The organism is Arthrobacter sp. N1, from assembly GCF_048288285.1.
Taxonomy (GTDB): domain Bacteria; phylum Actinomycetota; class Actinomycetes; order Actinomycetales; family Micrococcaceae; genus Arthrobacter_D.
Genome location: NZ_CP102608.1, coordinates 1,198,252 through 1,225,005, shown reverse-complemented (window position 1 = coordinate 1,225,005; position 26,754 = coordinate 1,198,252). Strand labels below are relative to the sequence as shown.

Here is a 26,754-nt window from a genome sequence, read left to right as displayed (position 1 = left end):
CGTGCCCCTCAGCGCGGGCCGCGGCAGGCCACGGGGCCGGTCCGTGTCCAAAGGACTGACGGCCCGTCAGCTGACCATCCTGGAGACCATCCAGCGGTCGATCGCCGACAAGGGGTATCCCCCGTCCATGCGGGAGATCGGCGACACCGTCGGTCTGGCGAGCCTGTCGAGCGTCACGCACCAGCTGTCACAGCTCGAGCGCCTCGGCTATGTCCGGCGGGACCCGAAGCGGCCCCGTGCCATGGAGGTCCTGCTGCCGCTGACGCTTGCCGCGGAGACGCCGGGTGACGCGTCGTCCGCGTCAGGTACGGCCCCGGAGCAGCAGTTCGCCGTCGACACGGCGCTGGTGCCGCTCGTCGGACGCATCGCGGCGGGTGGACCGATCCTGGCCGATCAGGTGGTGGAGGACGTGATGCCCCTCCCCCGGCAGCTCGTGGGCCACGGCGATCTGTTCATGCTCAGGGTGTCCGGGGACTCGATGGTCGACGCCGCCATCTGCGACGGCGACTGGGTGGTGGTGCGGCGTCAGCAGAGCGCCCAGAACGGCGACATCGTGGCTGCCCTGCTGGACGACGAGGCGACGGTCAAGACCTTCCGCCAGCGCGACGGCCACACGTGGCTCCTGCCGCAGAACACCCGCTACGAACCGATCCTCGGAGACCACGCGAGCATCATGGGCAAGGTCGTCTCGGTGATGCGGGCTCTCTAGCCCGGTCCGGCCGGGGCGGGAGCCCGCCCGCCCGGTGATCGCCCGACGGTGCTGGGACACCTGCCGAGGGGGACTGCCCGCCGGCATCCTGCACGGCCCCCGCCCGGAGACCTCGGCGCCCCGAGACCCGCCGGAGGACACCGGGCCCGGAGCCCTCAGCGCCCCGAGATCCGCTCGAGGATGCCGGTGACCGTGGCCCGGTCCGTCGTCGCCCAGAAGGGCGGCAGCGCTGCCCGGAGGAACCCGCCGTACCGCGCCGTGGCGAGACGGCTGTCAAGCACGGCGACGACCCCCCGGTCACCGGTGGCACGGATCAGGCGTCCCGCTCCTTGGGCGAGGCGGACCGCCGCGTGCGTGGCGGACACGCTCATGAACCCGTTGCCGCCGTTCCGGGCGACGTCCCGGGTGCGCGCCGTCATCAGCGGATCGTCCGGCCGCGGGAAGGGGATGCGATCGATCACGACGAGGCGGCAGGACTCCCCCGGCACATCGACGCCCTGCCAGAGCGACATGGTGCCGAACAGGCACGTGTCCTGTTCCTCGGCGAACTGCGTGACCAGGGCGTTGAGCGAGGACTCCCCCTGGCAGAGGATCTCGAAGTCCACCTTCGGGCGCAGTGCCTCCGCGGCTTCCTCGGCGGCCCGCTTGGACGAGAAGAGCCCCAGCGCTCCGCCCCGCGACGCCGTGAGCAGCACCAGCAACTCCTCGAGCTGCGCGTCCGACGTCCCGCGCTCAGGTTTCGGCAGATCCTTGGCGACGTACAGAACGCCCTGGCGGGGGTAGTCGAACGGACTGCCCACGTCGACGCCGGTCCACGCCGGCGCGCCCGGGCCACTCAGACCCAGGGACCCGGCGACCGGGCCGAATTCGGATCCGATGGCCAGTGTCGCCGACGTCAGGATCACGGTGTGGTCCTCGAAGAGCCCTTCGCGGAGCCGGCCGGCCACCGAGAGCGGCGCCACGTTGAGGGTCGCCGGCGCACTCTCGTCCGCCGGTGAATAGCCGGATCCGGGCGTGAAGCTGCTGGGCCTCGACGCCCAGACCACCTCCTTCGCGTCCGACGCCGCGAGGATCCGCTCGGCCAGGTCGAACACGAGCGTGACGCGGGACCTCGCCATCTGGCGTCCGCCGTCCGCATCTGCCTCGGACTTCCCGTCCGTCCTGGTGTCGGAGAGGGCGGCGCGAGCCGCATCGCGGACCTGGGCGAGGGTCTGCTCCAGATCGTCCGGGAGCCCGCCGGCGAGCAGACCGGAGGAGACCAGCTCGGACGCGGCCTCGAAGGCGCTGGCTGCGGAGTCGAGCGCTGTCGTCGCAACGGACGCATGGCGCCTGAGGCCGGCGGCCGCCGTGCTGACCATGGCGGCGGAGAGCTGACCGGAGACGGCCCCGGTGACACGGTCGTGGAGCTCGTGCGCCTCGTCGATCACGACGACGTCGTACTCGGGCAGCACGGCGAGCCCCTCGAAGGCGCTGATCGCCAGCATGGCGTGATTCGTGATGATGATGTCGGCGTCGGCCGCCGCGGCGCGGGCCTTCTCGCTGAAGCACTCCTGGGCGACGGGGCAGCGCGCGGCGCCGAGGCACTCCATGCTGGAGACGGACACCTGCCGCCATGCACGATCGCTGACGCCGGGCACGAGGTCGTCGCGGTCACCCGTCTCCGTCTCCTCCGCCCACTCCCGGAGCCGGACCACCTCACGGCCCAGAGCCGAGGCGGCTCCACCCGCGATGGCGGCCGGCGCCGGGTGGGGAGCCGCATCCTCGCCGAGGCTGAAGAGCGTGTCCGGCGCATCCTCCTCCGGGAATCCCCCGCCGGTCTTGTGCAGGCAGACGTAGTTCGAGCGCCCCTTGAGCAGCGCGACGTCGACCGGCCGGGCAAGCGCGGGCCGGACCGCGTCCAGCAGTCGTGGCAGGTCCCGGCCCACGATCTGTGCCTGGAGGGCGAGCGTCGCGGTCGATACGACGGACGGGCGATCGCTGTCCATGGCGTGGGCAATCAGGGGCACCAGATAGGCGAGCGACTTGCCGGTTCCCGTGCCGGCCTGGACGAGCAGGTGGTCGCCCGAGTGGATCGCCTCACTGACCTGACGGACCATCTCGTGCTGGCCCGAGCGCATCTCCCCGCCCATGGCGGAGACGGCGGCGTCGAGGAGCTCGAGCGCCTGGCGTGATTCCGGGGAAGGGCGAGCCGCGTCCGGCGCCGCGACGGCGGCGCCGGACCGCGTGCTGTCACTCATGCCGGACGTACGGCTCCAGCTCGGCTGCCAGGCCCTCGCGGACCATCACCTCGAGGCGGGTCCCCTCGTCGACGTGCTCCATCCCGAGGATCTCGGCATCCTCTTCGTGGAGGCGGCTGACGATCTCGCCGTGCTCGTAGGGCACCATCAGGTCGAGCTTCACCCCGGGGCGCGGGATGCTCGTGCTGATCAGCTGCCGCAGTTCGGTCAGGCCCGCACCGGTCCGGGCGGAGACGACCACGGAGCGCGGCTCCCGCTGACGCAGTCGCTCGATGACGAACGGATCGGCTGCATCGGCCTTGTTGAGCACGATGATCTCGGGGACGTTCCGGGCCTCGACCTCCGTCAGCACCGCGCGGACCGCGGCGATCTGCCCCTCGGGGTCGGGGTGGGAGGCGTCGACGACGTGCAGGATGAGGTCCGAGTCGGCGACCTCCTCGAGGGTGGACCGGAAGGCCTCGATGAGCTGTGTGGGCAGCGACCGGACGAAGCCGACGGTGTCGGCCAGCGTGTAGCCGATCCCGTCCGGCGTCTCGGTGCGTCGGATGGTCGGATCGAGAGTCGCGAACAACGCGTTCTCGACGAGCACGCCGGCATCGGTGAGGCGGTTCAGGAGCGAGGACTTCCCGGCGTTCGTGTACCCGGCGATCGCCACGGACGGCACCTGGTTCCGGCGGCGGTTGGACCGCTTCGTCTCCCGGGCAGGCTTCATCCCCGCGATCTCCCGGCGCAGTTTCGCCATGCGGGTGCGGATCTTGCGTCGGTCGAGTTCGATCTTCGTCTCACCCGGTCCGCGCGATCCCATGCCCGCCCCGGCACTGCCGACCTGGCCACCGGCCTGGCGGGACATCGACTCGCCCCAGCCACGCAGACGCGGCAGGAGGTACTCGAGCTGGGCCAGTTCCACCTGCGCCTTGCCCTCGCGGGACTTGGCGTGCTGCGCGAAGATGTCGAGGATCAGGGCGGTCCGGTCGATGACCTTCACCTTGACGATGTCCTCGAGGCCACGCCGCTGGGACGGCGAGAGCTCGCTGTCCACGATCACGGTGTCCGCGCCCGTGGCCTGCACGATGTCCTTCAACTCCTGTGCCTTGCCCGAACCGAGGAACGTCCCGGGGTCCGGCTTGAGCCGGCGCTGGACGATCCCGTCGAGGACCTCGGAACCTGCTGTCTCGGCGAGGGCCGCCAGCTCCTGCAGCGAGTTCTCGGCATCCTGCGCCGTGCCCTCGCTCCACAGTCCGGCGAGGACCACGCGCTCGAGCCTCAGCTGGCGGTATTCGACCTCGGTGACGTCCTCGAGCTCCGTGGAGAGTCCCGCGACGCGCCGCAGGGCGCGGCGTTCGGCGAGATCCTGCTGGTCCCCGTCGGCGTCCGACGTCTCGTCCCCGTCCGAGAGGGCGAGCGCCCGCGAGCGCCAGGTCTTCTCCGTGGGCGCGGCAGCCTGCTCCGATGTACCGGCCTTCGTCTTCGCCACGGCAGCTTCGTCGCTGGCGAGAATCCGATCGATGACTGCCTGGATCTCCTCCGGGCCCATGTCGGCTCCGGTGGAATGTCCGTTGTTCGTGGTCATGGTCTCCCTAGGTATGAGTAGGTCAATTCTACGTCCACGCACGACGACGGACACAGGCTCTTCTCCCAGCGCGAAATGTCGGCCGGACCGGTTGCCTGCAGGCTGCCACTAGGCTTTCCCCATGGAGTCCCAGCACTATTTCAGCGAGCAGCCGTCCGGTCCGGACACCCGGAAACCCCTGTCTGTCGTCCTCGCCGGCGAACGGCGCGAGCTCGTGACCTCGTCGGGGATCTTCAGTCCCGACGGCGTCGACAAGGGCACGCGGATCCTCCTGGACGGCGTACCGGCCCCCGAGGGACAGCGGCTGCTGGACGTCGGGTGCGGGTGGGGTCCGATCGCGCTGACCCTGGCGCTCCAGGCCCCGCAGGCGTCGGTCCTTGCGGTCGACGTGAACGAGCGGTGCCTCGCACTCACCGCCGAGAATGCGACACGCCTGGGCCTGACGAACATCACGGGCGCGAAGCCCGACGATGTCGACCCGGACCTCGAGTTCGACACCATCTGGTCGAATCCGCCGATCCGTATCGGCAAGCAGGAGCTCCACGCGCTGCTGCTCCGCTGGATCCCCCGGCTCGCCCCGGGCGGCCGGGCCTGGCTGGTGGTCCAGAAGAATCTCGGCGCCGACTCACTGCAGCGGTGGCTGGCGGACGAACTGCCTACCGGCTTCACGGTGCGGCGCGCCGAGACGTCCAAGTCCTTCCGCGTCATCGAGGTACACCGGGCGGACTGACGTCCCTGCCGCTCCGGCCCGTCCAGCGCCGGAACCACGATCACCGCGACCGGCGCACCGGGGTGAGCATTCAGGAGCATTCAGGCGCTGCTCAGGATCCGTTCAGGAGGGTGCCGTGGGCCACCAGGACGGCCGGCCCGCTGAGCTGCACGTGCTCCCGACCCTCCGGACCGTCGAAGAAGGTCACGCCGACCACGCCGCCGGGTACCGTGACGAGCCAGTGCGCCGGCGCCGTGGGCCCTGCCCAGAAGCGCGTCGCCGCTGCCGCGGCGCAGGCCCCGGTCCCGCAGGACTGCGTCTCTCCGACACCCCGCTCGTGCACCCTCATGGTCAGGCGACCCACGCCGTCGTCCCCCACCAGCGGATCGGACGGCACGACCAGCTCCACATTGGTCCCGAGCGGAGGCGCCGGATCCACGACCGGTGCCCTGTTCAGGTCGGTCCGGCCCAGTTCCTCGTACTCCGCCAGCGCGACGACGGTGTGCGGGTTGCCCATGCTGATCGACAGGCCGGGACGATCGACGTCGAGCCCGCCCACGGCGACGAGCGAGTCCATGCCCCGAGACACGGCGGCATCGGGCGCGATGAACTCCCACGGGCCCATGTCCACCGCGTACCCGTCGCCGGACCGTGCGACGCGCTTGACGCCCGCGCGCGTACCGATGGCCAGTTCTCCGCCCTCGGGCAGGTGCGCGACGGACATCTGAAGGAGGAAGTGGGCGAAGACGCGGACGCCGTTGCCGCACATCTCCGACACGGATCCGTCGCCGTTGCGGTAGTCCATGAACCATTCCGCGGCGGGTTCGGTCTGCAGGAGAGCTCGACCCTCCGGGAGCGAGGACGAACGGACCGCGCGGATGTAGCCGTCCGCGCCGATACCGCGGTGCCGGTCGCACAGGGCTGCGACGAAAGGGCCGTCCGTCGGTGCGAGGCCGTCGGGGTCGAGCACGAGGATGAAGTCGTTGCCCGTGCCATGGCCCTTGGTGAAGGTGAGCCCGGAGGAGCCTGCGACGGAGGCGTCCACCGGGTGGGTGCCTCGGGCTGGTTCGGTGTCGCTGCGGAAGTCGGTCACGCTTCCAAGGATAGGTCCCCGCGGGACCGCACCAGGGCGGCGGCGTCGTCGACGAGGCTCTCCTGCTGCGCGTCCAGCCAGGTGATCCTGGGGTCCCCCCGGAACCAGGTCAGTTGACGCTTCGCGAAGCGGCGCGTGGCGGCGATGGTCTCGTCGACGGCTTCGGCCTCGGTCAGGCCACCGTCGATGACCCGCAGGAACTGGCCGTAGCCGAGCGCGCGCGATGCCGTCCGCCCTTCGCGCAGTCCGCTCGCGGCGAGTCGCTCGACCTCCCTGCGCAGCCCGAGGCGGACCATGCCGTGCACGCGCTCCCCGAGACGCTCACGCAGGAGATCACGGTCCACTGCCAGGCCGATCTGCACGGCCGGGTGATGATACTCGCGCGTCGGCATGAAGGAACTGAAGGGCCGCCCGCTGACCTCGTGGACCTCCAGCGCCCGGACGAGGCGGCGGTCGTCCTCGATACGACCAGCGGATACGGGATCGACGGCCCGGAGCCGCTCACGGAAGACCGCGCGGCCGCCGTCGAGCAGTTCGGCCTCCAGGCGGGAGCGGACCGCCTGGTCTGTGGGAGGGAAGTCGAGACGGTCGAGGGCCGCCCGGAGGTACAGCCCCGAGCCACCGACGAGCACGGGAACCAGCCCGCGGCTGCGGATCTCGTCGATGGCACTCCGTGCGTCCCGCTGGTAGGCCGCGACGGATGCTTCCTGCGTGACGTCGAGGACGTCCAGGAGATGGTGCTCGACGCCCCGGCGGTCCTCGACAGGCAGCTTCGCCGTGCCGATGTCCATGCCGCGGTAGAACTGCAGCGCATCGGCATTGATCACTTCCCCGCCCAGCCGGTGTGCAAGTGCCACCCCGAGCTCGGACTTGCCTGATCCGGTCGGGCCGACCACGGCGACCACGGGGAGGATCACCAGGCGCTCGCCCTGACGGGGAGGGCCGGCATGCCGAGGGACACGGCCCGGACGGCCCCGTCCCCTGCGGTGGGGACACCGCAGGAGTCGGCCTGGCTCCGGTCCCATGCGTCTCCTGCCCGGGAACGGCGGAGGACGTACTGTTCGGGGCCCGGGTCCGAGAGCAGGTGGAACGACGCGGCCTCGGTGACGGGCACGGTGACGACGTCGCCGGGCCTCGGTGCGGGTGCTCCCTCGGGCACGGAGAAGTGGACGAGCCGCTGGTCGCGTGCCCGCCCGGTCAGGCGGTGCGTCTCGCTGCCCTTGCGGCCCTGCTGATCGGTCACGAGCACCTCGACCGAGCGGCCGACCTGGCGGGCGTTCTCCTCGCGGGCGATGCGGTCCTGGAGTGCTGTGAGCCGTTCGAAGCGCTCCTGGACCACGGCCTTCGGGAGCTGGTCGGGAAGATCGGCAGCAGGCGTACCCGGCCGCTTCGAGTACTGGAACGTGAAGGCCGTCGCGAAGCGGGACCGCTCCACGACGTCGAGGGTGGCCTGGAAGTCCTCCTCGGTTTCGCCCGGGAACCCGACGATGATGTCCGTGGAGATCGCCGCGTCCGGCATGCGCTCGCGCACCCGGTCGAGGATGCCGAGGAACCGTGAGGACCGGTAGGAGCGGCGCATCGCCTTGAGGATCCGGTCCGAGCCCGACTGCAGCGGCATGTGCAGCTGCGGCATCACGTTCGGCGTCTCCGCCATCGCCTCGATGACGTCATCGGTGAATGCTGCAGGGTGGGGGCTGGTGAAGCGCACGCGCTCGAGCCCCTCGATGGACCCGCAGGCGCGGAGCAGCTTGGCGAAGGCACCGCGGTCGCCGAACTCCACACCATAGGAATTGACGTTCTGCCCGAGCAGCGTGACCTCGACGGCCCCGTCCGCCACCAGCGCCTCGATCTCGGCGAGGATCTCCCCCGGCCTGCGGTCGCGCTCCTTCCCGCGCAGGGCGGGCACGATGCAGAAGGTGCAGGTGTTGTTGCACCCGACCGAGATGGAGACCCAGCCGGCGTAGACGGATTCGCGTTTCGTCGGGAGCGTGGACGGGAACACGTCGAGCGATTCCAGGATCTCCAGCTGTGCGTCCTGGTTGTGGCGTGCTCGCTGGAGCAGGGCGGGCAGGGCGCCGATGTTGTGGGTTCCGAAGACCGCGTCGACCCAGGGAGCCTTGGCGAGGATGGTCTCCCGATCCTTCTGCGCGAGGCACCCCCCGACGGCGATCTGCATCTCCGGTCGCTGCTCCTTGATGGCCTTGAGCATCCCGAGGTTGCCGTACAGCTTGTTGTCCGCGTTCTCGCGGACGGCGCAGGTGTTGAAGACGACGACGTCGGCCTGCCCGTCCTCGTTCCGGCTGAGGCCGGAGTCCTCGAGGAGGCCCGAGATCCGCTCGGAGTCGTGGACGTTCATCTGGCAGCCGAAGGTGCGCACCTCGTAGGTGCGTGGCGGTACCGGCAGGGCGGAGGGTGCTCCGGCTGGTTCGAGATCGATGGGGCCGACGGCGACGGGGACTGTGCTGCTCACGGCATCAAGCCTACGACCGCCGGGACGGAGCCCCACAATCGCAGCGGCCCGGTACAGCAGTCCGACGATGAGCCGAGCGACGGCCCGCCTCCGGTCGCGTCCGGTCGCACCCGGACCGGCGCCTCTGCGGGCACGCCCTCGACCTCCCGGGCTCTCGGCGCGATCTGCGTCTCCGCCGTCCCCGGGTGATGCATGAGGGTCACCCCTCCGGCTCTGCCCCTTCTGCCGCATCTGCTGCCGCCCCGGCGATGACCTCCTTGACGATGGAGTAGGCACTCCCCGGGTTGTAGCCCTTCCGGGCGAGGACTCCGACGAGCCTGCGCATCTCCTTCTCGCGGACCGTCCGGTCGGCGAGATCGGCGGACATCCGCAGCTTCCGTCGGACCACGTCACGGGCCTGCTCGATCTCGTCCTCGTCGGACACCTGCTCGAGGGCATCCTCGACGAGCTCGACGGCGATGCCCTTCTCGGCCAGCTCGCGACGCAATGACGACCGGGACAGGGATTTGGCCGCGATCCGCGTGCGGACCCACATGCGCGCGAACTCCGCGTCATCGATCAGCTGCACCTCGACGAACCGGTCGAGGAGCGCCGAGGCGACCGACGGAGGCACCTCCCGCTCGGCGAGCTTGCGGTCGAGTTGATGACGACTCCGCGCACCGAGGGCGAGTTGCCGCAGGAGCACCGAGCGACCCAGTGACGTCCACTCCTCGTCGGTCCTCGCAGCGTCGGCAGGCATCTCATCACCGTCGGGATGCCGCGGTGGCCCGGCCGGTCCGTCGAGTGCGGCATCCGCTCCGGTCCCGGTCCCGACTCGCGCACCCTGCCGACGGCGGCGTCCCTGCGGCCGGGCTCTCGGGCTCTCGCCGCTGTCGGACGGCCCACCCGTCAAATCCGCGGAGGCATCGGCGTCGGCATCGGCCGACGATCCGACGACCGGTCCGAACGGATCGACGACGGAGCGTCCGCCGCGGCCGCTGGTAGCCCGCGCTCCCGGCTGCCGCCGGCTTCGCTTGGACGTTCCGGCTTCCGTGCGCCCGGACGCCGACCTCGATACCCCGCTCCGGCCGAAGGAGGACGATCCGGACCGCGTCAGGCCCTTCCGCATGCCCTGCCGACGGGGAGTCTCGCCGTCGCCCTCCGACCTTTCGGCAGACTCCTGCGAGCTGTCGGCGCCGAATCGGCCGAAGGAGGTCCCCCACTCGACGGGACCCGCGCCGTCGTCGCCGTTCATGCGTCTACTCGCCGCTGACGGCCTTCAGCTTGGGCGCCTCAGGCTCCTCCGCGTGGACACCGATCCCCAGCTTCACCCGGATCTTCTGCTCCAGCTCATCGGCCAGTCCCGGGTTGTCGATGAGGAACTTACGGGCGTTCTCCTTGCCCTGTCCCAACTGGTCACCGTCGTAGGTGAACCAGGCGCCCGACTTCTTGACCAGGCCGTTCTCGACCCCGACGTCGATCAGCCCGCCCTCACGGGAGATCCCGTGTCCGTAGAGGATGTCGAACTCCGCCTGCTTGAAGGGCGGCGCCATCTTGTTCTTGACGATCTTGGCGCGGGTCCTGTTGCCGACCGGGTTCACGCCCTCCTTCAACGTCTCGATGCGCCGCACGTCGATGCGGACGGAGGCGTAGAACTTGAGCGCCTTGCCACCTGTGGTGGTCTCGGGGCTTCCGAAGAACACGCCGATCTTCTCGCGTAGCTGGTTGATGAAGATGGCCGTCGTCTTGGTCTGGCTCAGGCGACCGGTGATCTTGCGCAGCGCCTGGCTCATGAGGCGCGCCTGCAGACCGACGTGGCTGTCGCCCATCTCGCCCTCGATCTCGGCGCGGGGCACGAGTGCGGCGACGGAGTCGATCACGACGATGTCGATGGACCCCGACCCGATCAGCATGTCCATGATCTCCAGCGCCTGCTCACCGGTGTCCGGCTGGGAGACCAGGAGGGCATCCGTGTCCACACCGAGCCGCTTGGCGTACTCGGGGTCGAGCGCGTGCTCGGCATCGATGAACGCGGCGATCCCGCCGTTGCGCTGGGCACTGGCGACGGCGTGGAGTGCGACGGTGGTCTTGCCCGAGGACTCCGGCCCGTAGATCTCGACGACCCTTCCCCGGGGCAGCCCGCCGATACCGAGCGCGGCGTCCAGCGCGATGGAGCTGGTCGAGATGGTCTCGATGGGCGCCCTGGTCTCGTCACCGAGACGCATCACGGAACCCTTGCCGTACTGCTTGTCGATCTGAGCGAGAGCTGCTTCGAGGGCTTTCTCGCGGTCTGGAGCGGCCATTCTTCACCTCGGTTGTCCATGGCCGTGAGGCCTGTTTACGTGTTCAGAGTCGACTGTAGGAGTCTGCGCCGACAGTTTGAGGTGGGCCTGCCGCTATGTGTACAAGAGCACTCCGCCTCCAGGATCATTCTACCGCGATCCGAACAGATATTCGATTATCCAGGACCTCCCCCGCGTGTTCGCCGACGGTCCGGGCGGGGTCAGCGCGGCTTCACGTCCTGGCCCAGCCAGCGGTCCCGGGGGACGTCCTGGGCGCGGCACACCGCCTCCCACACCGCTTTCGGATCCAGGCCCGCCGACAGCGCGTCGGAGGCGGTCCTGTCACCGAGCTGGTCCACCACGAGGTCACGGGCGAGGGTGCGGGAATACCGCTCCCCGAACTCGTCGTCCATCAACCGCCAGAAATCGCTCAACCGCATGTCCAGTTCCCCGCCGTTCCTGTTCGACGGCGCCTGCATGCCCTGCGGCGCCCTCTCCATTGTGGCCGCCCGCACCGACGCCGCGCAGCATCGGCCGGGGCGGGGCCCGAGCTGCCCGCCACGAGGGCAGGCTGCGCGGCTGGTCCGTGCAGCGCCGTGGTGCTCTTGGCGATCCGGCACGCGACGGAGTCGCGCCACGTCGACGGAGGTCGCGGGATATCGGCCGGCGTCGCATGGTGCCGCCCGGGAACCGGAACCCTACAATTGGCCCATGAACGCGAAGCCGAGCAGCACCGACCCCGGCCCGAGCCTGGCGCCCTATCCCGGCGACGACGCCGACACCGATGCCGCCATCGAAGCGCTCGAGCAACAGCTGAGCATGCTGTGGCGTCGTGCCAGGTCGAATTCCTACAAGGTAGCGCGTCGCGTGCACCCGGACATGGAACCGGCGGCCTACGGCCTGCTCGTGATCCTGCAGCGGGAGGGGTCGATGCGCCTGACGGACATCGCTGCGAGCGTCGGGGTGGGCAAGCCCTCGGTCAGTCGCCAGATCGCGATGCTGGAGCAGCTCGGCCTGGTGCAGAAGGAGGCGGACCCGCTCGACGGGCGGGCACAGTCCATCTCGCTCACGGACGCCGGAACCACTCAGCTGGTCGCGGCGCAGTCTGCCAGGAAGCAGGCGTTCCACCAGCTCATGGAGGACTGGGAGGTCGACGACCTCACGCGTCTGGGCACCCTGATCGCGCAGCTCAACAACACGTACACCAAGGACAACTGGTAGCGGACAGCAGGAAGGCCCGTCCCCTGTGGGGCGGGCCTTCCTTGTCGTGGGGTGGCTAGCGGTTCGTCGCCGCGAGCCCCCGACGGAAATCGTCGTTCAGTCCGTCGCTGAGGTCGTCGCCGAACTCACGCGCGAATTCCTGGGGAACGGTATCCGGGATGGACACGCCTTCTGCTTCTGCCAGCCGGTCGCTGACTTCCCGCAGCATCGAGGAGAGCGGCACCTCGAGTGCACTGCAGATTGATGAGAGGAGTTCAGAGGATGCTTCCTTCTGTCCACGCTCGACCTCGCTGAGGTATCCGAGGGAAACCCTCGCACTGTGCGACACCTCACGCAGGGTACGGCCCTGGCGCTGGCGGACATCCCGGAGGACATCGCCGATCTCATGGCGAAGTACGACCATTTTGCGCTCCTTGGGCTTGCGTTGTGCATCATCTGCCAACCCCACATCACGCCAACGGACGACGCCGTTTACGGATACGGGTTGCTTTACCATCTGTATCGCCTTGCTCCCTCATAGATGCGGCACCGCCGTGATCGACGAACGCCCGTGATGATGACCTGCCCGATCTGCTTGAGCCTGAGCCGCCAACCCTATCAACGGCCGGCAGTGTTTATAACTCACCCCGTGGGCGGTTTGTTCCCCCGGAGAGTTCCCCGAGGAGTTCCGCCAGGACGGCTTCGACGGTCGCGGCGCGGACGCCGTCCCGCCCGCCGTGGAAGTGGTGTTCGAAGCTCCGGGTCCCGGATGCCGTCGAGATCGCCGTGAAGACGGTGCCCACGGGCTTGCCCTGGTGCGCCGACGGCCCGGCCACTCCCGTGGTGGCGACGCCGATGTCGGCGACGAGGGCGAGCCGGGCCCCCTCGGCCATGGCCGCCGCTACGCGGGCATCGACGGCTCCGACATCGGCCAGCAGATCAGCGTCCACGCCGAGCAGATTCTGCTTGACCTCGACCTGGTAGGCGACTACACCGCCCTGCAGGACGGACGAGGCGCCGGGCACATCGGCCAGTGCCGAGGCGACCATGCCGGCGGTCAGGGATTCGGCGGTCGCGACCGTCAGACCGCGCCGCGTGGCGAGGGCGATGACGTCGGCGGCGAGGGTGCCGCTCACCGAGCGTCCCCTGCTGCTCCCTCCGCGACCGGCCGCGGCAGGACCAGGAGCCTGTCGCCCGTCGGGTCGGACGAGGACGGGCTCACCGGCGGGCCCGCGCGCGGAGACGGATCGCCTGGAGGATGTAGTCGACCCCCGTCACGACCGTGATCACGAGCGCGGCGGCCATGACCGCCGCGGCGACCCACCAGGCCCAGTCGCCGAGCAGCGCCTGCAGCGGGACCAGGAGCAGGAGGATCGCGACCGTCTGGACGACCGTCTTCAGCTTCCCGCCGCGCGAGGCGGGCATCACGCCGTAGCGGATCACCGCGAAGCGGAGCAGCGTGATGCCGATTTCCCGCACCAGGATGACGATCGTCACCCACCACCACAGTTCGCCGAGCACGGACAGCAGGATCAGCGCGGAGCCGATGAGGAGCTTGTCGGCGATCGGGTCTGCGATCTTGCCGAAGTCCGTGATGAGTCCCCTGCTCCGGGCGAGGTCGCCGTCGAGCTTGTCCGTGTAGATCGCGACGGCGAACGTCGCGACCGCGAGCCAGCGGAAGAGGCCGCCACCGCCGTCGTCGAGCAGGAGGAACCAGATGAAGAAGGGGACCAGCAGGATGCGCACGACCGTCAGGACGTTCGCGATGTTCAGTACCGGCACCGCCGGGGTCGGGGAGCTGTTCACGGTGTCAGGCTACCTGCCGGTGAGGTTCCAGGCGTCGGTGTCGCCGTCCGCGTCGTCCGAGCCGTCAGCACCGTCGTGATAGTCGACGGCCTGTGCCCGGGAGGCGAGGTCGTCGGCGACGAGGTCGATCGGGGGCTGGGCAGGGCGGGGCACCGAAGCGGCCTGCGACGCCGGTTCGTCGCCGCGCATCGCCGCGAGGACGGGCTCGAGGTCGTCCGGCTTCACGAGGACGTCGCGGGCCTTGGACCCCTCCGAGGGGCCGACGACGCCACGCGACTCGAGCAGGTCCATGAGCCTGCCCGCCTTGGCGAAGCCGACGCGCAGCTTGCGCTGCAGCATCGACGTCGAGCCGAACTGGGTGGTGACCACCAGTTCGGTGGCCTGCAGCAGGACGTCGAGATCGTCCCCGATGTCGTCGTCGATCTGCTTCTTCGGCGCGTCGACCGCGACGTCCTCGCGGTACACCGCCTGCAGCTGGCCCTTGACGTGCTCGACGACGCGGTGGATCTCCGACTCCGTGACCCACGCGCCCTGCACGCGCATCGGCTTGGACGCACCCATCGGCAGGAACAGGGCGTCGCCCTGGCCGATCAGCTTCTCGGCGCCCGGCTGGTCGAGGACCACGCGGGAGTCCGTCACGGATGATGTCGCGAAGGCCATGCGGGAGGGCACGTTGGCCTTGATCAGGCCGGTCACGACGTCGACCGAGGGGCGCTGCGTCGCCAGCACGAGGTGGATGCCCGCGGCACGCGCGAGCTGCGTGATGCGCACGATCGAGTCCTCGACGTCGCGCGGGGCGACCATCATGAGGTCCGCGAGCTCATCGACGATGACCAGGAGGTAGGGATACGGGCGGACGACCCGCTTGGAGCCCTCGGGCGGCACCACCTTGCCGTTGCGGACGGCCTTGTTGAAGTCGTCGATGTGCTTGTAGCCGTAGTTGGCGAGATCGTCGTAGCGCGTGTCCATCTCGCGGACCACCCACTGCAGCGCCTCGGCGGCCTTCTTCGGGCTGGTGATGATCGGCGTGATGAGGTGCGGGACCCCCTCGTACGCGGTCAGTTCCACGCGCTTGGGGTCCACCATGACCATCCGCACCTCGTCCGGCGTGGACCGCATGAGGATGGAGGTGATCATCGAGTTGACGAAGGAGGACTTGCCCGCGCCCGTGGCACCGGCCACGAGGAGATGGGGCATCTTGGCGAGGTTCGCGACGACGAACCCGCCCTCGACGTCCTTGCCGACGCCCATGACCATCGGGTGGTCCGTCTTCCGCGCGTTGCCGGAGCGGAGCACGTCACCGAGGGAGACGGTCTCGCGGTCCGTGTTGGGGATCTCGATCCCGATGGCGGACTTGCCGGGGATGGGCGAGAGGATGCGGACGTCGGAGGACGCGACCGCGTAGGAGATGTTCTTGGACAGCGCCGTGACCCGCTCCACCTTGGTGCCCGGCGCGAGTTCGATCTCGTAGCGCGTGACCGTCGGACCACGCGAGAATCCGGTGACCTTGGCGTCGACGTTGAACTGGTCCATGGTGTGCGTCAGGGCGGCGACGACGGCGTCGTTGGCCTCCGAGCGCTCCTTGGGCGGGGTGCCTGCCGGCAGGTAGTCCGACGGCGGCAGGGTGTAGGCGACGTCCCCGGCGAGCTGCAGCTGCTCGGTGCGCTGCGGGATCGGCGTCGGCGGCACCTGGGGCTGCACCGGGGTCGACGGGACGATCAGGGCCTTCGCCGCCGGGACGACGTCGATGGCTTCGGTGGCGCCCTCGGGCGCGCGCTCCGGGGCCTCGGCGGCCGGCAGCCGGGCTGCGTTCGACCGCTTCAGCTCCTCGGCGGCGAGCTCCTGCTTGGTCGGGCGGCGGATGCCCGGGGGCACGGCGGCCTCGGCCTCGCGGGCGCGGCGCTCCTCGTCCTCGATGACGGCGCGCTCGAACGCCTCGTCGCCGACGTAGCCGTCGACGTCGTCCTCGCCGTGGTCCCCGGTTGCGGCGGACTGCCGGTCCTTGCCGAACAGGCGCTTGCGCTTCTTCGGCTCCTGTGCGGCGGTGGCCCCGTGCGTCTCGTAGAGGTAGCTCTGGTCGTGGCCGTCCTCTCGCCGGTGGTCGGCCGCGTCCGGGTCCTGGCCCATGAGGTGCTCGTAGAGGGTCCGCAGGCGCGAGGGGATGTGGCGGAAGGGTGTGGCGGTGACGATCAGCAGGCCGAGGAAGATCGCCGCGGTGAGCACGAGGGCGACGGGCCAGGCCGTGAGGACGCTGCTGAGGGGTCCGGCGACGACGAAGCCGGCCACTCCCCCGGCGCGCCAGAGGGCGTCCAGTCCTGCCGCGAGGCCGGGCTGGCCACCGACGAGGTGCGCGATGCCCGAGCCGGCGACGAGGATGACGAGCTGTCCGATGGCGACGCGGTTGTTGGCCCGGTGGCGTTCCGGGTACCGGAAGAGCCTGACGGCGCCGACACCGAGCATGAAGGGCACGAGCAGGGCCATCCAGCCGAATGTCCCTCCGGCGGCCGCGTGGACGATGTCGGCCGGCGTCCCGGTCAGGGCCCACCATTCGACGGCCGCGACGGCCAGTGCCAGCAGGAGGAGGAAGAACCCGGTGCCGTCACGGCGGAGGTCACGCTCCGGTTCGACGTGGTGCCCGAACGTGCGGACACCCGACCCCACGAGGCGCGCCGTGCCCATCCAGACGGCCCGGACGGCCCGCAGCGGCAGCGCCAGGCGGTCCTCGTGCTGCGGCTCCGGAGCGACCGGCACCTGCCGGGTCTTCGCCGTCGTGCGCTGGGTGTCCTTGGCGGGCGCCTTGGCCCGGCCGGTCCCCGCAGCGGCGGAGGCTCCCTTGCCGCGGGTCTGGTGCTGGCCCCGCGGGGCAGGGGACGTTCGAGTGGCCATGATCCTCACGGTACCGGACCGCGCCGCCGAAGCGTCGGATTCCCGCACCCACGGCACCCGGCACCCACGGCACCCGGCACCCGGCACCCGGCACCCGGCACCCGGTCGAGCGTCGCCGCGGTGGACCCGTCTGCCGTCAGGCCTCGAGGACGACCGGGATGATCATGGGCCTGCGGCGGTACCGGCGATTGACCCAGGTCCCGATGATGCGCCGGACCACCTGCTGCAGCTGGTACGTGGTGTGGTCCGTGGTGTTCATCACGGCTTCCTCGAGCGCCTCGTTGATCTTCGGCTTGATCTCGTCGAACACGGAGTCGTCCTCCGCGAAGCCCCGCGCGTGGATGTCGGGGCCGGAGACGACCTTCCCCGTGGTCCGGTTCACGACGGTGATGATCGAGATGAACCCCTCCTCGCCGAGGATCCGCCGGTCCTTGAGGTCCGCGTCCGTGATCTCTCCGACGCTGGAGCCGTCCACGTACACGAAGCCGCACTCCACGGCGCCGACCACCCGCGCCCTGCCGTCCACGAGATCGACCACGGAGCCGTCATCCGTCAGGAGCACGTTGGAGGCGGGGACGCCGGTCTGCTGCGCCAGCTTCCCGTTCGCGATGAGGTGGCGCGTCTCGCCGTGCACGGGCATCACGTTCTTCGGCCGGAGGATGTTGTAGCAATAGAGGAGCTCGCCTGCTGCGGCGTGCCCGGAGACGTGCACCTTCGCGTTCCCCTTGTGGATGACGTCCGCGCCGAGCTTCAGCAGGCCGTTGATGACCCGGTAGACGGCGTTCTCGTTGCCCGGGATGAGCGAGGACGCGAGGATCACGGTGTCGCCCTTGCCGACGGTGATGCGGTGGTCCCCGTTGGCCATGCGCGACAGCGCGGCCATGGGTTCACCCTGGGAGCCGGTGGACATGAGGACCACGCGGTCGTCCGGCAGGTCGTCGACGTTCTTGATGTCGACGAGGATCCCGTCCGGGACCTTGAGGTAGCCGAGCTTCGCGGCGATGGCCATGTTCCGGACCATCGACCGGCCGGCGAAGCAGACGAAGCGGCCGTGGGCGTGCGCGGCGTCGATGACCTGCTGCACGCGGTGCACGTGCGATGAGAAGGACGCGACGATGATGCGCTTGCGGACCTGCCCGAAGAGGTTCTCGAGGACCGGGCCGATCTCGCGCTCCGCCGTCGTGAAGCCGGGGACGTCCGCATTGGTGGAATCCACCATGAAGAGGTCCACGCCCTCCTCGCCGAGGCGGGCGAAGGCGCGGAGGTCCGTGATGCGGCCGTCGAGGGGCAGCTGGTCCATCTTGAAGTCACCGGTATGGAGGACGTTGCCGGCCTCCGTGCGGATGAAGACCGCCAGCGCGTCCGGGATGGAGTGGTTGACCGCCACGAACTCGCACTCGAAGGGGCCGAACTGCTCGATCTGCCCCTCGGACACCGTCAGGGTGTAGGGGCGGATCCGGTGTTCCTGCAGCTTGGCCTCGACGAGCGCGAGGGTGAGCTGCGAGCCGATGACCGGGATGTCGGCCTTGAGGCGCAGCAGGTACGGGACGGCGCCGATGTGGTCCTCGTGGCCATGCGTGAGGACCAGCCCGACGACGTCGTCGAGCCTGTCCTCGATGTAGGAGAAGTCCGGCAGGATCAGGTCCACGCCGGGCTGGGTCTCCTCGGGGAAGAGGACGCCGCAGTCGACGATCAGCAGCTTGCCGCCGATCTCGAACACGGCCATGTTCCGGCCGATCTCCCCCAGCCCGCCGAGCGGGACGATCCTCAGCGTGCCGGCCCCGAGTGCCGGTGGCAGGGTGCGCAGGGCGGGCCCGACACCGGCGGCGTCACTCATGCGCCTGCGCCCCGGTGCGCTCCGGTCGGGGCCAGGTCCCACCCCGCCTCGGCGAGATCCGCGAGGATCGGGGCGAGCTCCTGCTCGTCGGCCTGGACCAGGGGCAGGCGCACGACGGCGTTCGCCAGGACCCCCTGCAGGTGCAGGATGTGCTTGGCGGAGACCGCGCCGGGGATGTGCGTCATGACGGCGCGGATCACGGGGTCGAGCTCGAAATGGATGCGCCGGGCCTCCACGAAGTCCCCGGCGGCCGCCGCGTCCACCAGCGCCCGGAAGGCCGCCGTCGCGACGTGGGCGCTGACGCTGACGACGCCGACCGCTCCGGCCGCCATCCAGGGCAGGGTCAGGCCGTCGTCGCCGGAGTACACGTCGAGGTCTGTGGAGGCGAGGACCCGGGTGATCGCCGCGAAGTCGGCCTTGGCGTCCTTGAGGGCGCCGATCCTCGGATTCTCCGCGAGCCGGATCATGGTCTCGGTGGTGATGGGGATGGCCGAGCGGCCGGGAATGTCGTAGATCATGATGGGGAGGTCCGAGGCCGCCGCGACGGCGTCGAAGTGCGCGATCACCCCGGCCTGGGTGGGCTTGTTGTAGTACGGCGTCACGACGAGCTGCGCGTGGGCCCCTGCCCGCTCCGCACGGCGCGCCATCTCCACCGAGTGCGAGGTGTGGTTGGTCCCGGTCCCGGCGATCACGCGGGCGCGGTCCCCGACGGTCTCCACGACCACGCGGTAGAGGTCCTCCTTCTCGGAGTCCTCCAGTGTCGAGGTCTCCCCCGTGGTCCCCGACACCACCAGGCCGTCGCAGCCGTCGTCCACGAGCTTCGAGGCGAGGACGGCGGTGGCGTCGAGGTCGACGGCGCCGTCGGCGGTGAACGGCGTGACCATGGCGGTCACGAGGGTCCCGAAGGGAGGGGTGCTCGAGGGGGTGTCAGCCATGGATGAAACGTTACCCGTTCGGGCGGCACCCGGTGGGACCCGGCGTGACCGTCACGATGCCTGTGGGACCATGACAGCATGCAGACGACGGCCGCGCCGCGGCGCCTCACCGGGATCGACGCGGCCCGCGGCGTGGCGCTGTTCGGGATGATGAGCACGCACATCCTGCCGCTGTACGCACCCGGGAGCACGACCGCCACCTGGACCGCCCTGGTCTTCTCCGGACGCGCCTCCGGCCTGTTCGCGGTCATCGCCGGGATCGGGCTGGCGCTGCTCACCGGCGGGCGATCGCCGCACCGCGACCGCACGCTCTCCGCCGACCGGACCGGGATCGCGGTGCGCGCCCTGCTCATCGCGCTGACCGGCCTGATCCTGGGCGGCGTCGAGACGAACATCGCGATCATCCTCGTCCACTACGGCGTACTGTTCCTCCTCGCCCTTCCCTTCGTGGGCCTCCGGCTGCGTGCGCTGGCCGCCTGGACCGTCGGGTGGCTCGTCCTCGCGCCCGTCGCGGCCTACCTGCTGCGGCCCGTCGTCACGGCGGGGATCGACCCCCCGACCCTCGGCGGCAATCCGGTCTTCGACCACCTCCTCGTACCGCAGACCCTCGCCGCGGACATCATGCTCACCGGCTACTACCCGGCACTGCAGTGGCTCGGCTTCATCCTCGTGGGGCTGGTCGTCGGGCGGCTGGACCTCCGCCGACTGCCCGTGCAGCTCGGCCTCCTCGGGGGAGGCGTCGCCGCGGCGATCGGGGCCAAGCTCCTCAGCGCACAGCTGCTCCGGGCGGGCGGCCTCGACGCCATCCTCGCGACCCCGGACGGCTCCCGGTATCCGCTGCAGGCCATGCTCGACGTCGGCCTCGCGGGGATCGACCAGACCGGGTCCTGGTGGTGGCTCGCGGTCAGTGCCCCCCACTCCGGCTCGACCCTCGACCTGGTGCACGTGTCCGGAGCGGCCGCCGCCGTCGTCGCCGTCTGCCTCCTGCTGACGCGCCGCTTCCCGCAGGCGCTCCTGCCGCTCTCGGCGCCGGGGGCCATGACGCTGACCCTCTACAGCCTCCACGTCTGCGTCATGAGCTGGGCCGACCAGCTGACTCCGCTCCCGGATCCCGTGCAGCTCTTCTGGCTCCAGCTGGCGGCCGCCGTCGCCATCGGCATCCTCTTCCAGCGCGTGCGCTCGCGGGGGCCCCTGGAACTCATCGCGTCGGGCGCGGCCAACGCGGCACGCGACGGCCGCATCGAAGCCCGCCGCTGAGCCGCTGGGGCTCCGGCGACCCGGTCCCGGTCCGTGCAGGCGACGCCGTCAGGGCGTGCTGGCCGCGCCGTCCTGCCGGTGGAGCTTCGCGGCCTCACGCATCGCCCGCCGGGCCCGCTTGCGGTCCCCGGCCGCGTCGTAGGCGCAGGAGAGCCTGAACCAGCTGCGCCAGTTCTCCGGGTCGGACTCGACCTCGACCTGGTAGGCGGGGAAGGACTCGTCCGCCGCGGAGCGGACGATACGCCCGGCAGGGGTCCTCGGCAGGTCGTCGACCGGTAGCCCGCCCTCGCGGTCGAGCTGCCGCGCCATGCGCTGGGTCTGCGCACCGAACAGCAGTTCGCGGATCAGTGCCCACGCCCCGATGCACGGCAGGAGCAGGTACCCCGCGCCGATCGCCTTGGCCACGGGCTCGGGGTCGCCGAGCAGCAGGAAGCTGCGCTGGAAGGCGACCGCGAGCCAGAACACGAGCAGGGCCGTCACCAGCAGGACGCCGAGCTTGACCTTGTGCCGGCGGTAGAGGTCCACGGCGTTCACGATCGTCCGCCGGTCTGCAGGTCGAGGTAGCCGTCGAGTCCGACGGTCAACCCCGGATGCCCGGCCACGGAGCGGATGCCGAGGAGGACGCCCGGCATGAAGGACGCGCGGTCGTAGGAGTCGTGCCGGATGGTCAGCTGCTCCCCCGGACTGCCGAGCAGCACCTCCTGGTGCGCCGTGAGTCCCCGGAGCCGGACGGAGTGCACGGGGACGCCGTCCACACGGGCCCCGCGCGCCCCGTCGAGCTCGTCGCGCGTCGCGTCCGGCGCCCGGGAAACCCCAGCGGCGGCCCGCGCCGAGGCGATGAGCTGCGCGGTCCGCGCGGCCGTGCCCGACGGCGCATCCACCTTGTCCGGGTGGTGCAGCTCGATGATCTCGACGGATTCGAAGTACCGGGCCGCGGTGGCGGCGAACGCCGATGCGAGGACGGATCCGAGGGCGAAGTTCGGCGCGATGAGGACTCCCGTCGCGGGGCTGCCGGCCAGCTGGGACTCGAGTTCGGCGAGCCGGTCGACGGTCCAGCCCGTGGTCCCCACCACGGCGTGCATGCCGTGGTCGACGATGAAGCGCACATTGGATGCCGTGGCCTCGGGTACGGTCAGGTCGACGACGACGGCGGCACCGGCGGAGACGAGGGACTCGAGCGGGTCGCTGCTGCCGAGGGCGGCCACGAGGTCGAGGTCGGGCGCCGCCCCGATGGCGCGGACCGCCTCGGAACCCATGCGACCACGGGCGCCGAGGACGGCGACGGGCAGGAGATCGGTCATGCCCTCCAGCCTACTGTCACGCGCCGGCGCCGACCCATTCCACGGTGCCGTCCGTGAAGAACTGCTCCTTCCAGATGGGCACCTTCTCCTTGACCAGGTCCACGAGGTCCGAGCACGCCCGGAACGCCTCACCGCGGTGGGCGGCCCCGACGGCGGCCACCAGGGCCTGGTCGCCGATGTCGAGGGGACCCACGCGATGCGCCACCCAGACGCGGATGCCCTCGTGCCGGGACGCGATCTCCTCGGCGACCTCGCGGATGATGCGCTCCGCGCTCGGGTGCGCGGAGTAGCTCAGGGACGTCACGCCCTTGCCGCCGTCGTGGTCCCGCACCACACCGCTGAAGCCGACGACGGCACCGCAGAACGGAGAATCGACGGCGGCGTAGGCCTCCTCGGGGGTGATCGGCGATGCTGCGACGGCTGCGTGGACGACGTCACCGGTGGTCATTGCGGCCCTCCAACTGGGAGCAGATGTGGTCGATCAGCGGCGAGAGCACGGAGAGTCCGTCGCGGACCCCGCCGGGCGAACCGGGCAGGTTGAGCACGAAGGTGCTGCCGGCGGTGCCTGCCAGGCCACGGCTCAGCACGGCCGTCGGCACCTTCGGCTCACCGGCACGCCGGATGGCCTCGACGATGCCGGGGAGGCTGCGGGTGAGGTAGGGCGCCGTCTGCTCCGGCGTGGCGTCGTCGGGGCTGAGGCCCGTCCCGCCACTCGTGATCAGGACGGCGGGACGCGCCTCCAGGGCCGCGCCGATGGCGGTCCCCACGGCGTCGCCGTCCGGGACCACCACGGCGTCCGCGACGGCGAACCCGTGCTCGTAGAGCCACGCGGCGATGGCGGGGCCGCACTCGTCCTCGTAGGTGCCGGCGGCGGCGCGGGTGGAGGCGATGACCACGGCTGCGGTGCGGAGACCCGTCATGCCGTCCAGTCCCCGCTCTTCCCGCCGGACTTGGCCACCACGCGCGTCCCGTTGATCACGGCGCGCTTGTCCACGGCCTTGACCATGTCGTAGAGCGTGAGGGCCGCGACGGACGCGGCGGTGAGCGCCTCCATCTCGACCCCGGTGAGCGCCGTGGTCCTGACCAGCGCGACGACCCTGACGGTGCCGCCGTCCGGCTCGAAGTCGACCGTCACCTTCGACAGCGGCAACGGGTGGCACAGCGGGATCAGGGTGGAGGTCTGCTTGGCCGCCATGATGCCGGCCACGCGGGCGACGGCGAGGGCGTCACCCTTCGGCAGGGTCCCGTCCGCGATCAGGGCCACGACCTCGGCCGTGGTCTCGAGCGTCGACTCGGCGACGGCCTCGCGGACGGTCGGCTGCTTGCCGGAGAGGTCGACCATGTGGGCGGTCCCGTCGGCCCGCACGTGGGAGAGGGCCGGGGACGCGGCCGGTGGGCCTCCGGCATCGGGAGGTGCTGGTGTGCTCATCGAGGAGTCCTTTCTGCGGATCCCATTCAATCAGTCCGTGACGCTCGCCGGTTCGGCGTCCTCGAGGACGAGGACGTCCTCGACGGCGAACGGGTCCGTGGGGACGGGTCCCAGGAGGGTCACCTGCACCCTGTCCCCCTCCTGCAGGATGTCCACTCCCTCGGGCACGTGGACCAGGCAGTTCGACGCCGCGAGGGCGTGGAGGAGGTGGGAGCCCGGTCCGCCGATGAGTGCCACCCGGCCTCCACGGAACAGCCCGCGCCGCAGCTGGTGCTTGCCCTCGGGGCTGGTGAGTCCCTCGGTCAGGACGGCGTCGAGGACGGGCCGTGCTGCCGGGAGGCCGGTGAGCTGCTGCAGGGCGGGCCGCAGGAACATCTCGAAGGAGACGAGCGCGCTGACCGGGTTGCCGGGGAAGCCGAGGAAGGGGATCCCCGAGAGCGTCCCGTGCGCCTGCGGCCCTCCGGGCTGCATCGCGACCGACGAGAATTCGACGCTGCTGTCGGCCAGGGCCTGCTTCACCACCTCGTAGGCCCCCTGGCTGATGCCGCCGGTGCTGAGGACCAGGTTGGTGCTGCCCGCGGCGATACCGGCGAGTGCCTCCCGGAGGACGGCGGGGTCGTCACCGAGGGGGCGGTGGCGGGTGACCGCGACCCCGGCCTCGGTCAGGGCGGACTCCAGCAGGGTGCTGTTGGCGTCGTAGATGGTGCCGGGAGCGAGCGGTGTCCCGGGCTCCGCAACCTCGTCGCCGGTGGACAGCAGCAGGACCCGGAAGCGTGGCCGGACGGGCACGCGTCCGACGCCGCAGGCCGCGAGCAGTCCGAGGTGTGCGGGCCCCAGCAGCGTTCCGGCGGTCAGCGCGGTGGCCCCCTCGGCGATGTCGCTCCCGGCCCGTCGCACGTACTGTCCGGCAGGGATGCCTGCCGGGAGGGCGACCGTCACCGCGGCACCGGGCCGGGCGAGATCGGCTGCAGCGTAGAACCGGGGTGGGACCGCCCGCTCGATGGGCACGACGGCGGCGGCGCCGGTGGGCAGCATGGCCCCCGTCATGATCGGGGCGGCCGTGCCGGGCCGCAGGTCGGCCGGCACGGAACCGGCCGCGATCGCGTCGGTGACGGCGAGCCGGGACGGATCCTCGAGATCGGCGGCATGGACCGCGTACCCGTCCATCTGTGAGTTGTCGAACGGCGGAAGGCTGACCGGAGCCGGGACGTCGGCGGCCAGGGACCGGCCGAGGGCGTCGGCGAGCGGGAGGATCTCCGGCGCTCCGGCGTCGTACCCGCTGCTCCAGCGGAGGAGGCCGGCTACGGCGGCCTGGTGTTCGGCGACGGTTCTTCTCATCAGTGCCTCCGCTGAGCCGGACGCCGTCCCGTGCGGAACCGCTGTCCCTGCAAGAGCCACGGGGAGCGGTCGGGCGCCGGGGAGGCGGGTGGTCTAGGTCACCGTGAACGTTACCGTGTGCAGGCCCTCGGCCCCGTCAGGCGCCGGAGCCACATCGGCGTCCGACTGCACGTCGCCCTCACGATCCACCGCCCGCGACTGGACGGTGTGCGAGCCGGCGGCCAGGGCCAGCGTCGCGCTGTACTGGCACCACGTGTCCGCGGAGATCGCCGTCGCGAGGACCGCGCGCTGCCAGGGACCGCCGTCGACCCTCACCTCGACGGCCTCGACGCCGCGGTGCTGGGCCCAGGCGACCCCCGCGACGACGACGTCCCCCGCCGGTAGATCGGCGTTCGGGCGCGGCACGTCGACCCGCGAGGAGGTCTTCACGGGGCCGCGCTCGGACCAGCCCCGTGTGGACCAGTAGGCCTTCTCGTCGGCGAACCGGGTCACCCGCAGCTCGCTCACCCACTTCGTGGCGGAGACGTAGCCGTAGAGCCCGGGGACCACGAGGCGGACCGGGAAGCCGTGCTCGACCGGCAGCGGCGCGCCGTTCATGCCCACGGCGATCAGCGCGTCGCGGCCGTCGGTGAGCGCCTCCAGCGGGGTGCCCGCGGTGAAGCCGTCGACGCTGCGGGACAGCACCATGTCCGCCTCCGGCCGGACGCCCGCGCGCGCGAGGAGTTCCCGCACCGGCCAGCCCAGCCACCGTGCAGTGCCGGTCAGGCCTCCGCCCACCGTGTTCGAGACGCAGGCCAGGGTGATGTGGCGCTCGATGAGCGGCAGTGCGAGGAGCTCGTCGAAGGTGATCTCCACGTCCCGGTCCACGAGACCGGTGACCCGGAGTGTCCACCCGGCGGGATCCACCACGGGGACGACGAGCGCGGTGTCGATCCGGTAGAAGTCGTCGGCATCGGTCACCAGCTCGCTGATGCCGGGGATCTCCAGTTCCGCGCCCTCCGGGATGAAGGATCCCTCGGGGCGCGGGGGTACTGCCGGTTCCGCCGGCGCGGGCAGGGTGATGGACGAGCGCTGCTGGGTCACGGTCGACTGCGAGGACCGGACTCCGGTCGCCGCGGCACCGGTGGCGGCCACGACGACGGCCGTGCCGCCCGCACCCTGCAGGAACCGGCGTCGGGCCGGGGACCTGTCGGTCGTGGCTGCTCCGTCGGCGCCCTGCTGCCACGCCCTGAGGGCGCGGACCAGCGCGTCGAGCACGAGGACGGCCACCAGTGCCGCGACGACCGGCGCGACGAAGGAGACCGGGGAGGACTGCGGGCGGGACGCCACCGCCAGTGCGCCGACCACGCCGAAGCCGGCGATCATCGCCCGTCCGGCGAAGCGCCTGCGGTACTCGAGCACACCGGCGGCGAGGGCGAGCAGCGCGATGAGGACCGCGATGGTCACGAGGAACACCGCCTTGTCGGCGGTACCGAACCAGGCGATGGCCCAGTCCTTCACCCCGGGCGGAAGGCCGTCGATCACCGCGGACCCGACGGCGCTGACGGGCGTGACGGAGGGGCTCAGCGCCGCTGCGGACAGCTCCCCGCCGATCACGCCCAGCCCCACCGCCAGCGCTCCGGAGACTGCTGCCCATGTCCGCCGCCGCATACCGGTGCCTTCCGTCCGGGCCCCGGGCGGCAGGGTGCCGCCCGCTGTGGTCCTCCCGATACACGC

25 protein-coding genes are annotated in these 26,754 nt (G+C 71.0%); 4 read left to right on the top strand and 21 right to left on the bottom strand.

Going from position 1 to position 26,754, the window contains the following annotated elements:
• Position 1 precedes the first annotated feature (1 nt).
• Positions 2-709 (top strand): transcriptional repressor LexA, encoded by a 708-nt coding sequence (gene lexA / locus NVV32_RS05545; protein WP_055772474.1) that lies wholly within the window; start codon positions 2-4, stop codon positions 707-709.
• A 155-nt stretch (positions 710-864) separates the two neighbouring features.
• On the opposite strand, the gene NVV32_RS05540 is transcribed toward lexA, so the two are convergent.
• Positions 865-2,946: an ATP-dependent DNA helicase gene (locus NVV32_RS05540; protein ID WP_422391640.1), complete on the bottom strand. Its 2,082-nt coding sequence runs from the start codon at positions 2,944-2,946 to the stop codon at positions 865-867.
• The gene (hflX, locus tag NVV32_RS05535) at positions 2,939-4,516 is read right to left on the bottom strand and encodes a GTPase HflX (RefSeq protein ID WP_422391639.1); all 1,578 of its coding nucleotides are present in this window, start codon (positions 4,514-4,516) and stop codon (positions 2,939-2,941) included. Before hflX ends, NVV32_RS05540 begins: the two co-directional genes overlap by 8 nt.
• 121 nt (positions 4,517-4,637) lie before the next feature.
• On the opposite strand from hflX, the gene NVV32_RS05530 reads away from it, so the two are divergent.
• Complete coding sequence (locus NVV32_RS05530; protein ID WP_422391638.1) at positions 4,638-5,246, top strand: class I SAM-dependent methyltransferase; 609 nt, start codon at positions 4,638-4,640, stop codon at positions 5,244-5,246.
• 91 nt (positions 5,247-5,337) lie between these two features.
• On the opposite strand, the gene dapF is transcribed toward NVV32_RS05530, so the two are convergent.
• The 6 genes from dapF to NVV32_RS05500 all read right to left on the bottom strand — a co-directional run bounded on the left by dapF (position 5,338) and on the right by NVV32_RS05500 (position 11,489).
• On the bottom strand, positions 5,338-6,270 hold the full coding sequence (gene dapF, locus NVV32_RS05525) for a diaminopimelate epimerase (protein ID WP_422392008.1): 933 nt from the start codon (positions 6,268-6,270) through the stop codon (positions 5,338-5,340).
• A 44-nt stretch (positions 6,271-6,314) separates the two neighbouring features.
• Positions 6,315-7,238, bottom strand: coding sequence for a tRNA (adenosine(37)-N6)-dimethylallyltransferase MiaA (miaA, locus tag NVV32_RS05520; RefSeq protein WP_422392007.1), 924 nt, complete (start codon positions 7,236-7,238; stop codon positions 6,315-6,317).
• Positions 7,232-8,788 carry a tRNA (N6-isopentenyl adenosine(37)-C2)-methylthiotransferase MiaB gene (gene miaB / locus NVV32_RS05515; protein WP_422391637.1) on the bottom strand — a complete coding sequence of 519 codons (1,557 nt, stop codon included), beginning with the start codon at positions 8,786-8,788 and terminating at the stop codon, positions 7,232-7,234. Before miaB ends, miaA begins: the two co-directional genes overlap by 7 nt.
• A 199-nt stretch (positions 8,789-8,987) precedes the next feature.
• On the bottom strand, positions 8,988-9,527 hold the full coding sequence (locus NVV32_RS05510) for a regulatory protein RecX (protein ID WP_422391636.1): 540 nt from the start codon (positions 9,525-9,527) through the stop codon (positions 8,988-8,990).
• A 499-nt stretch (positions 9,528-10,026) separates the two neighbouring features.
• Entirely contained in the window at positions 10,027-11,070 is a 1,044-nt protein-coding gene (gene recA, locus NVV32_RS05505; protein WP_055772494.1) for a recombinase RecA, read from the bottom strand.
• Positions 11,071-11,270: 200 nt separating this feature from the next.
• Positions 11,271-11,489, bottom strand: coding sequence for a DUF3046 domain-containing protein (locus NVV32_RS05500; protein ID WP_422392006.1), 219 nt, complete (start codon positions 11,487-11,489; stop codon positions 11,271-11,273).
• 271 nt (positions 11,490-11,760) lie between these two features.
• Here NVV32_RS05500 and NVV32_RS05495 point away from each other — a divergent pair, with 271 nt between their 5' ends.
• A complete protein-coding gene (locus NVV32_RS05495; protein WP_055772498.1) occupies positions 11,761-12,270 on the top strand; it encodes a MarR family winged helix-turn-helix transcriptional regulator in 510 nt (169 codons plus the stop codon).
• Positions 12,271-12,325: 55 nt separating this feature from the next.
• Here the strand turns inward: NVV32_RS05495 and NVV32_RS05490 are convergent, their stop codons facing one another.
• From NVV32_RS05490 to dapA, 6 genes are all read right to left on the bottom strand, one after another.
• The gene (locus tag NVV32_RS05490) at positions 12,326-12,766 is read right to left on the bottom strand and encodes a helix-turn-helix domain-containing protein (protein WP_055772501.1); all 441 of its coding nucleotides are present in this window, start codon (positions 12,764-12,766) and stop codon (positions 12,326-12,328) included.
• 118 nt (positions 12,767-12,884) lie between these two features.
• Entirely contained in the window at positions 12,885-13,385 is a 501-nt protein-coding gene (locus NVV32_RS05485; protein ID WP_055772503.1) for a CinA family protein, read from the bottom strand.
• 82 nt (positions 13,386-13,467) lie between these two features.
• Complete coding sequence (gene pgsA, locus NVV32_RS05480) at positions 13,468-14,055, bottom strand: CDP-diacylglycerol--glycerol-3-phosphate 3-phosphatidyltransferase (RefSeq protein ID WP_055772506.1); 588 nt, start codon at positions 14,053-14,055, stop codon at positions 13,468-13,470.
• A gap of 9 nt (positions 14,056-14,064) precedes the next feature.
• Entirely contained in the window at positions 14,065-16,941 is a 2,877-nt protein-coding gene (locus NVV32_RS05475; RefSeq protein ID WP_055772509.1) for an FtsK/SpoIIIE family DNA translocase, read from the bottom strand.
• A gap of 136 nt (positions 16,942-17,077) precedes the next feature.
• Positions 17,078-18,778, bottom strand: a complete 1,701-nt coding sequence (locus tag NVV32_RS05470) for a ribonuclease J (protein WP_422391635.1) — start codon at positions 18,776-18,778, stop codon at positions 17,078-17,080.
• Positions 18,775-19,713, bottom strand: a complete 939-nt coding sequence (gene dapA, locus NVV32_RS05465) for a 4-hydroxy-tetrahydrodipicolinate synthase (RefSeq protein ID WP_055772516.1) — start codon at positions 19,711-19,713, stop codon at positions 18,775-18,777. The genes NVV32_RS05470 and dapA overlap by 4 nt, the downstream gene beginning before the upstream one ends.
• 78 nt (positions 19,714-19,791) lie before the next feature.
• Here dapA and NVV32_RS05460 point away from each other — a divergent pair, with 78 nt between their 5' ends.
• Complete coding sequence (locus NVV32_RS05460) at positions 19,792-20,970, top strand: heparan-alpha-glucosaminide N-acetyltransferase domain-containing protein (RefSeq protein ID WP_422391634.1); 1,179 nt, start codon at positions 19,792-19,794, stop codon at positions 20,968-20,970.
• 48 nt (positions 20,971-21,018) lie between these two features.
• On the opposite strand, the gene NVV32_RS05455 is transcribed toward NVV32_RS05460, so the two are convergent.
• The 7 genes from NVV32_RS05455 to NVV32_RS05425 all read right to left on the bottom strand — a co-directional run bounded on the left by NVV32_RS05455 (position 21,019) and on the right by NVV32_RS05425 (position 26,688).
• Positions 21,019-21,507 (bottom strand): hypothetical protein, encoded by a 489-nt coding sequence (locus NVV32_RS05455; RefSeq protein ID WP_422392005.1) that lies wholly within the window; start codon positions 21,505-21,507, stop codon positions 21,019-21,021.
• Positions 21,501-22,271: a 4-hydroxy-tetrahydrodipicolinate reductase gene (gene dapB, locus NVV32_RS05450; RefSeq protein ID WP_422391633.1), complete on the bottom strand. Its 771-nt coding sequence runs from the start codon at positions 22,269-22,271 to the stop codon at positions 21,501-21,503. Before dapB ends, NVV32_RS05455 begins: the two co-directional genes overlap by 7 nt.
• 16 nt (positions 22,272-22,287) lie before the next feature.
• A complete protein-coding gene (locus NVV32_RS05445) occupies positions 22,288-22,719 on the bottom strand; it encodes a molybdenum cofactor biosynthesis protein MoaE (protein WP_422391632.1) in 432 nt (143 codons plus the stop codon).
• The gene (locus NVV32_RS05440; RefSeq protein ID WP_055772530.1) at positions 22,706-23,191 is read right to left on the bottom strand and encodes a MogA/MoaB family molybdenum cofactor biosynthesis protein; all 486 of its coding nucleotides are present in this window, start codon (positions 23,189-23,191) and stop codon (positions 22,706-22,708) included. The genes NVV32_RS05445 and NVV32_RS05440 overlap by 14 nt, the downstream gene beginning before the upstream one ends.
• A complete protein-coding gene (gene moaC / locus NVV32_RS05435; RefSeq protein ID WP_422391631.1) occupies positions 23,188-23,700 on the bottom strand; it encodes a cyclic pyranopterin monophosphate synthase MoaC in 513 nt (170 codons plus the stop codon). Before moaC ends, NVV32_RS05440 begins: the two co-directional genes overlap by 4 nt.
• A 30-nt stretch (positions 23,701-23,730) precedes the next feature.
• A complete protein-coding gene (glp, locus tag NVV32_RS05430) occupies positions 23,731-25,038 on the bottom strand; it encodes a gephyrin-like molybdotransferase Glp (RefSeq protein WP_422391630.1) in 1,308 nt (435 codons plus the stop codon).
• A gap of 93 nt (positions 25,039-25,131) precedes the next feature.
• On the bottom strand, positions 25,132-26,688 hold the full coding sequence (locus NVV32_RS05425) for a molybdopterin-dependent oxidoreductase (protein WP_422391629.1): 1,557 nt from the start codon (positions 26,686-26,688) through the stop codon (positions 25,132-25,134).
• Between the last annotated feature and the right edge of the window lie 66 nt (positions 26,689-26,754).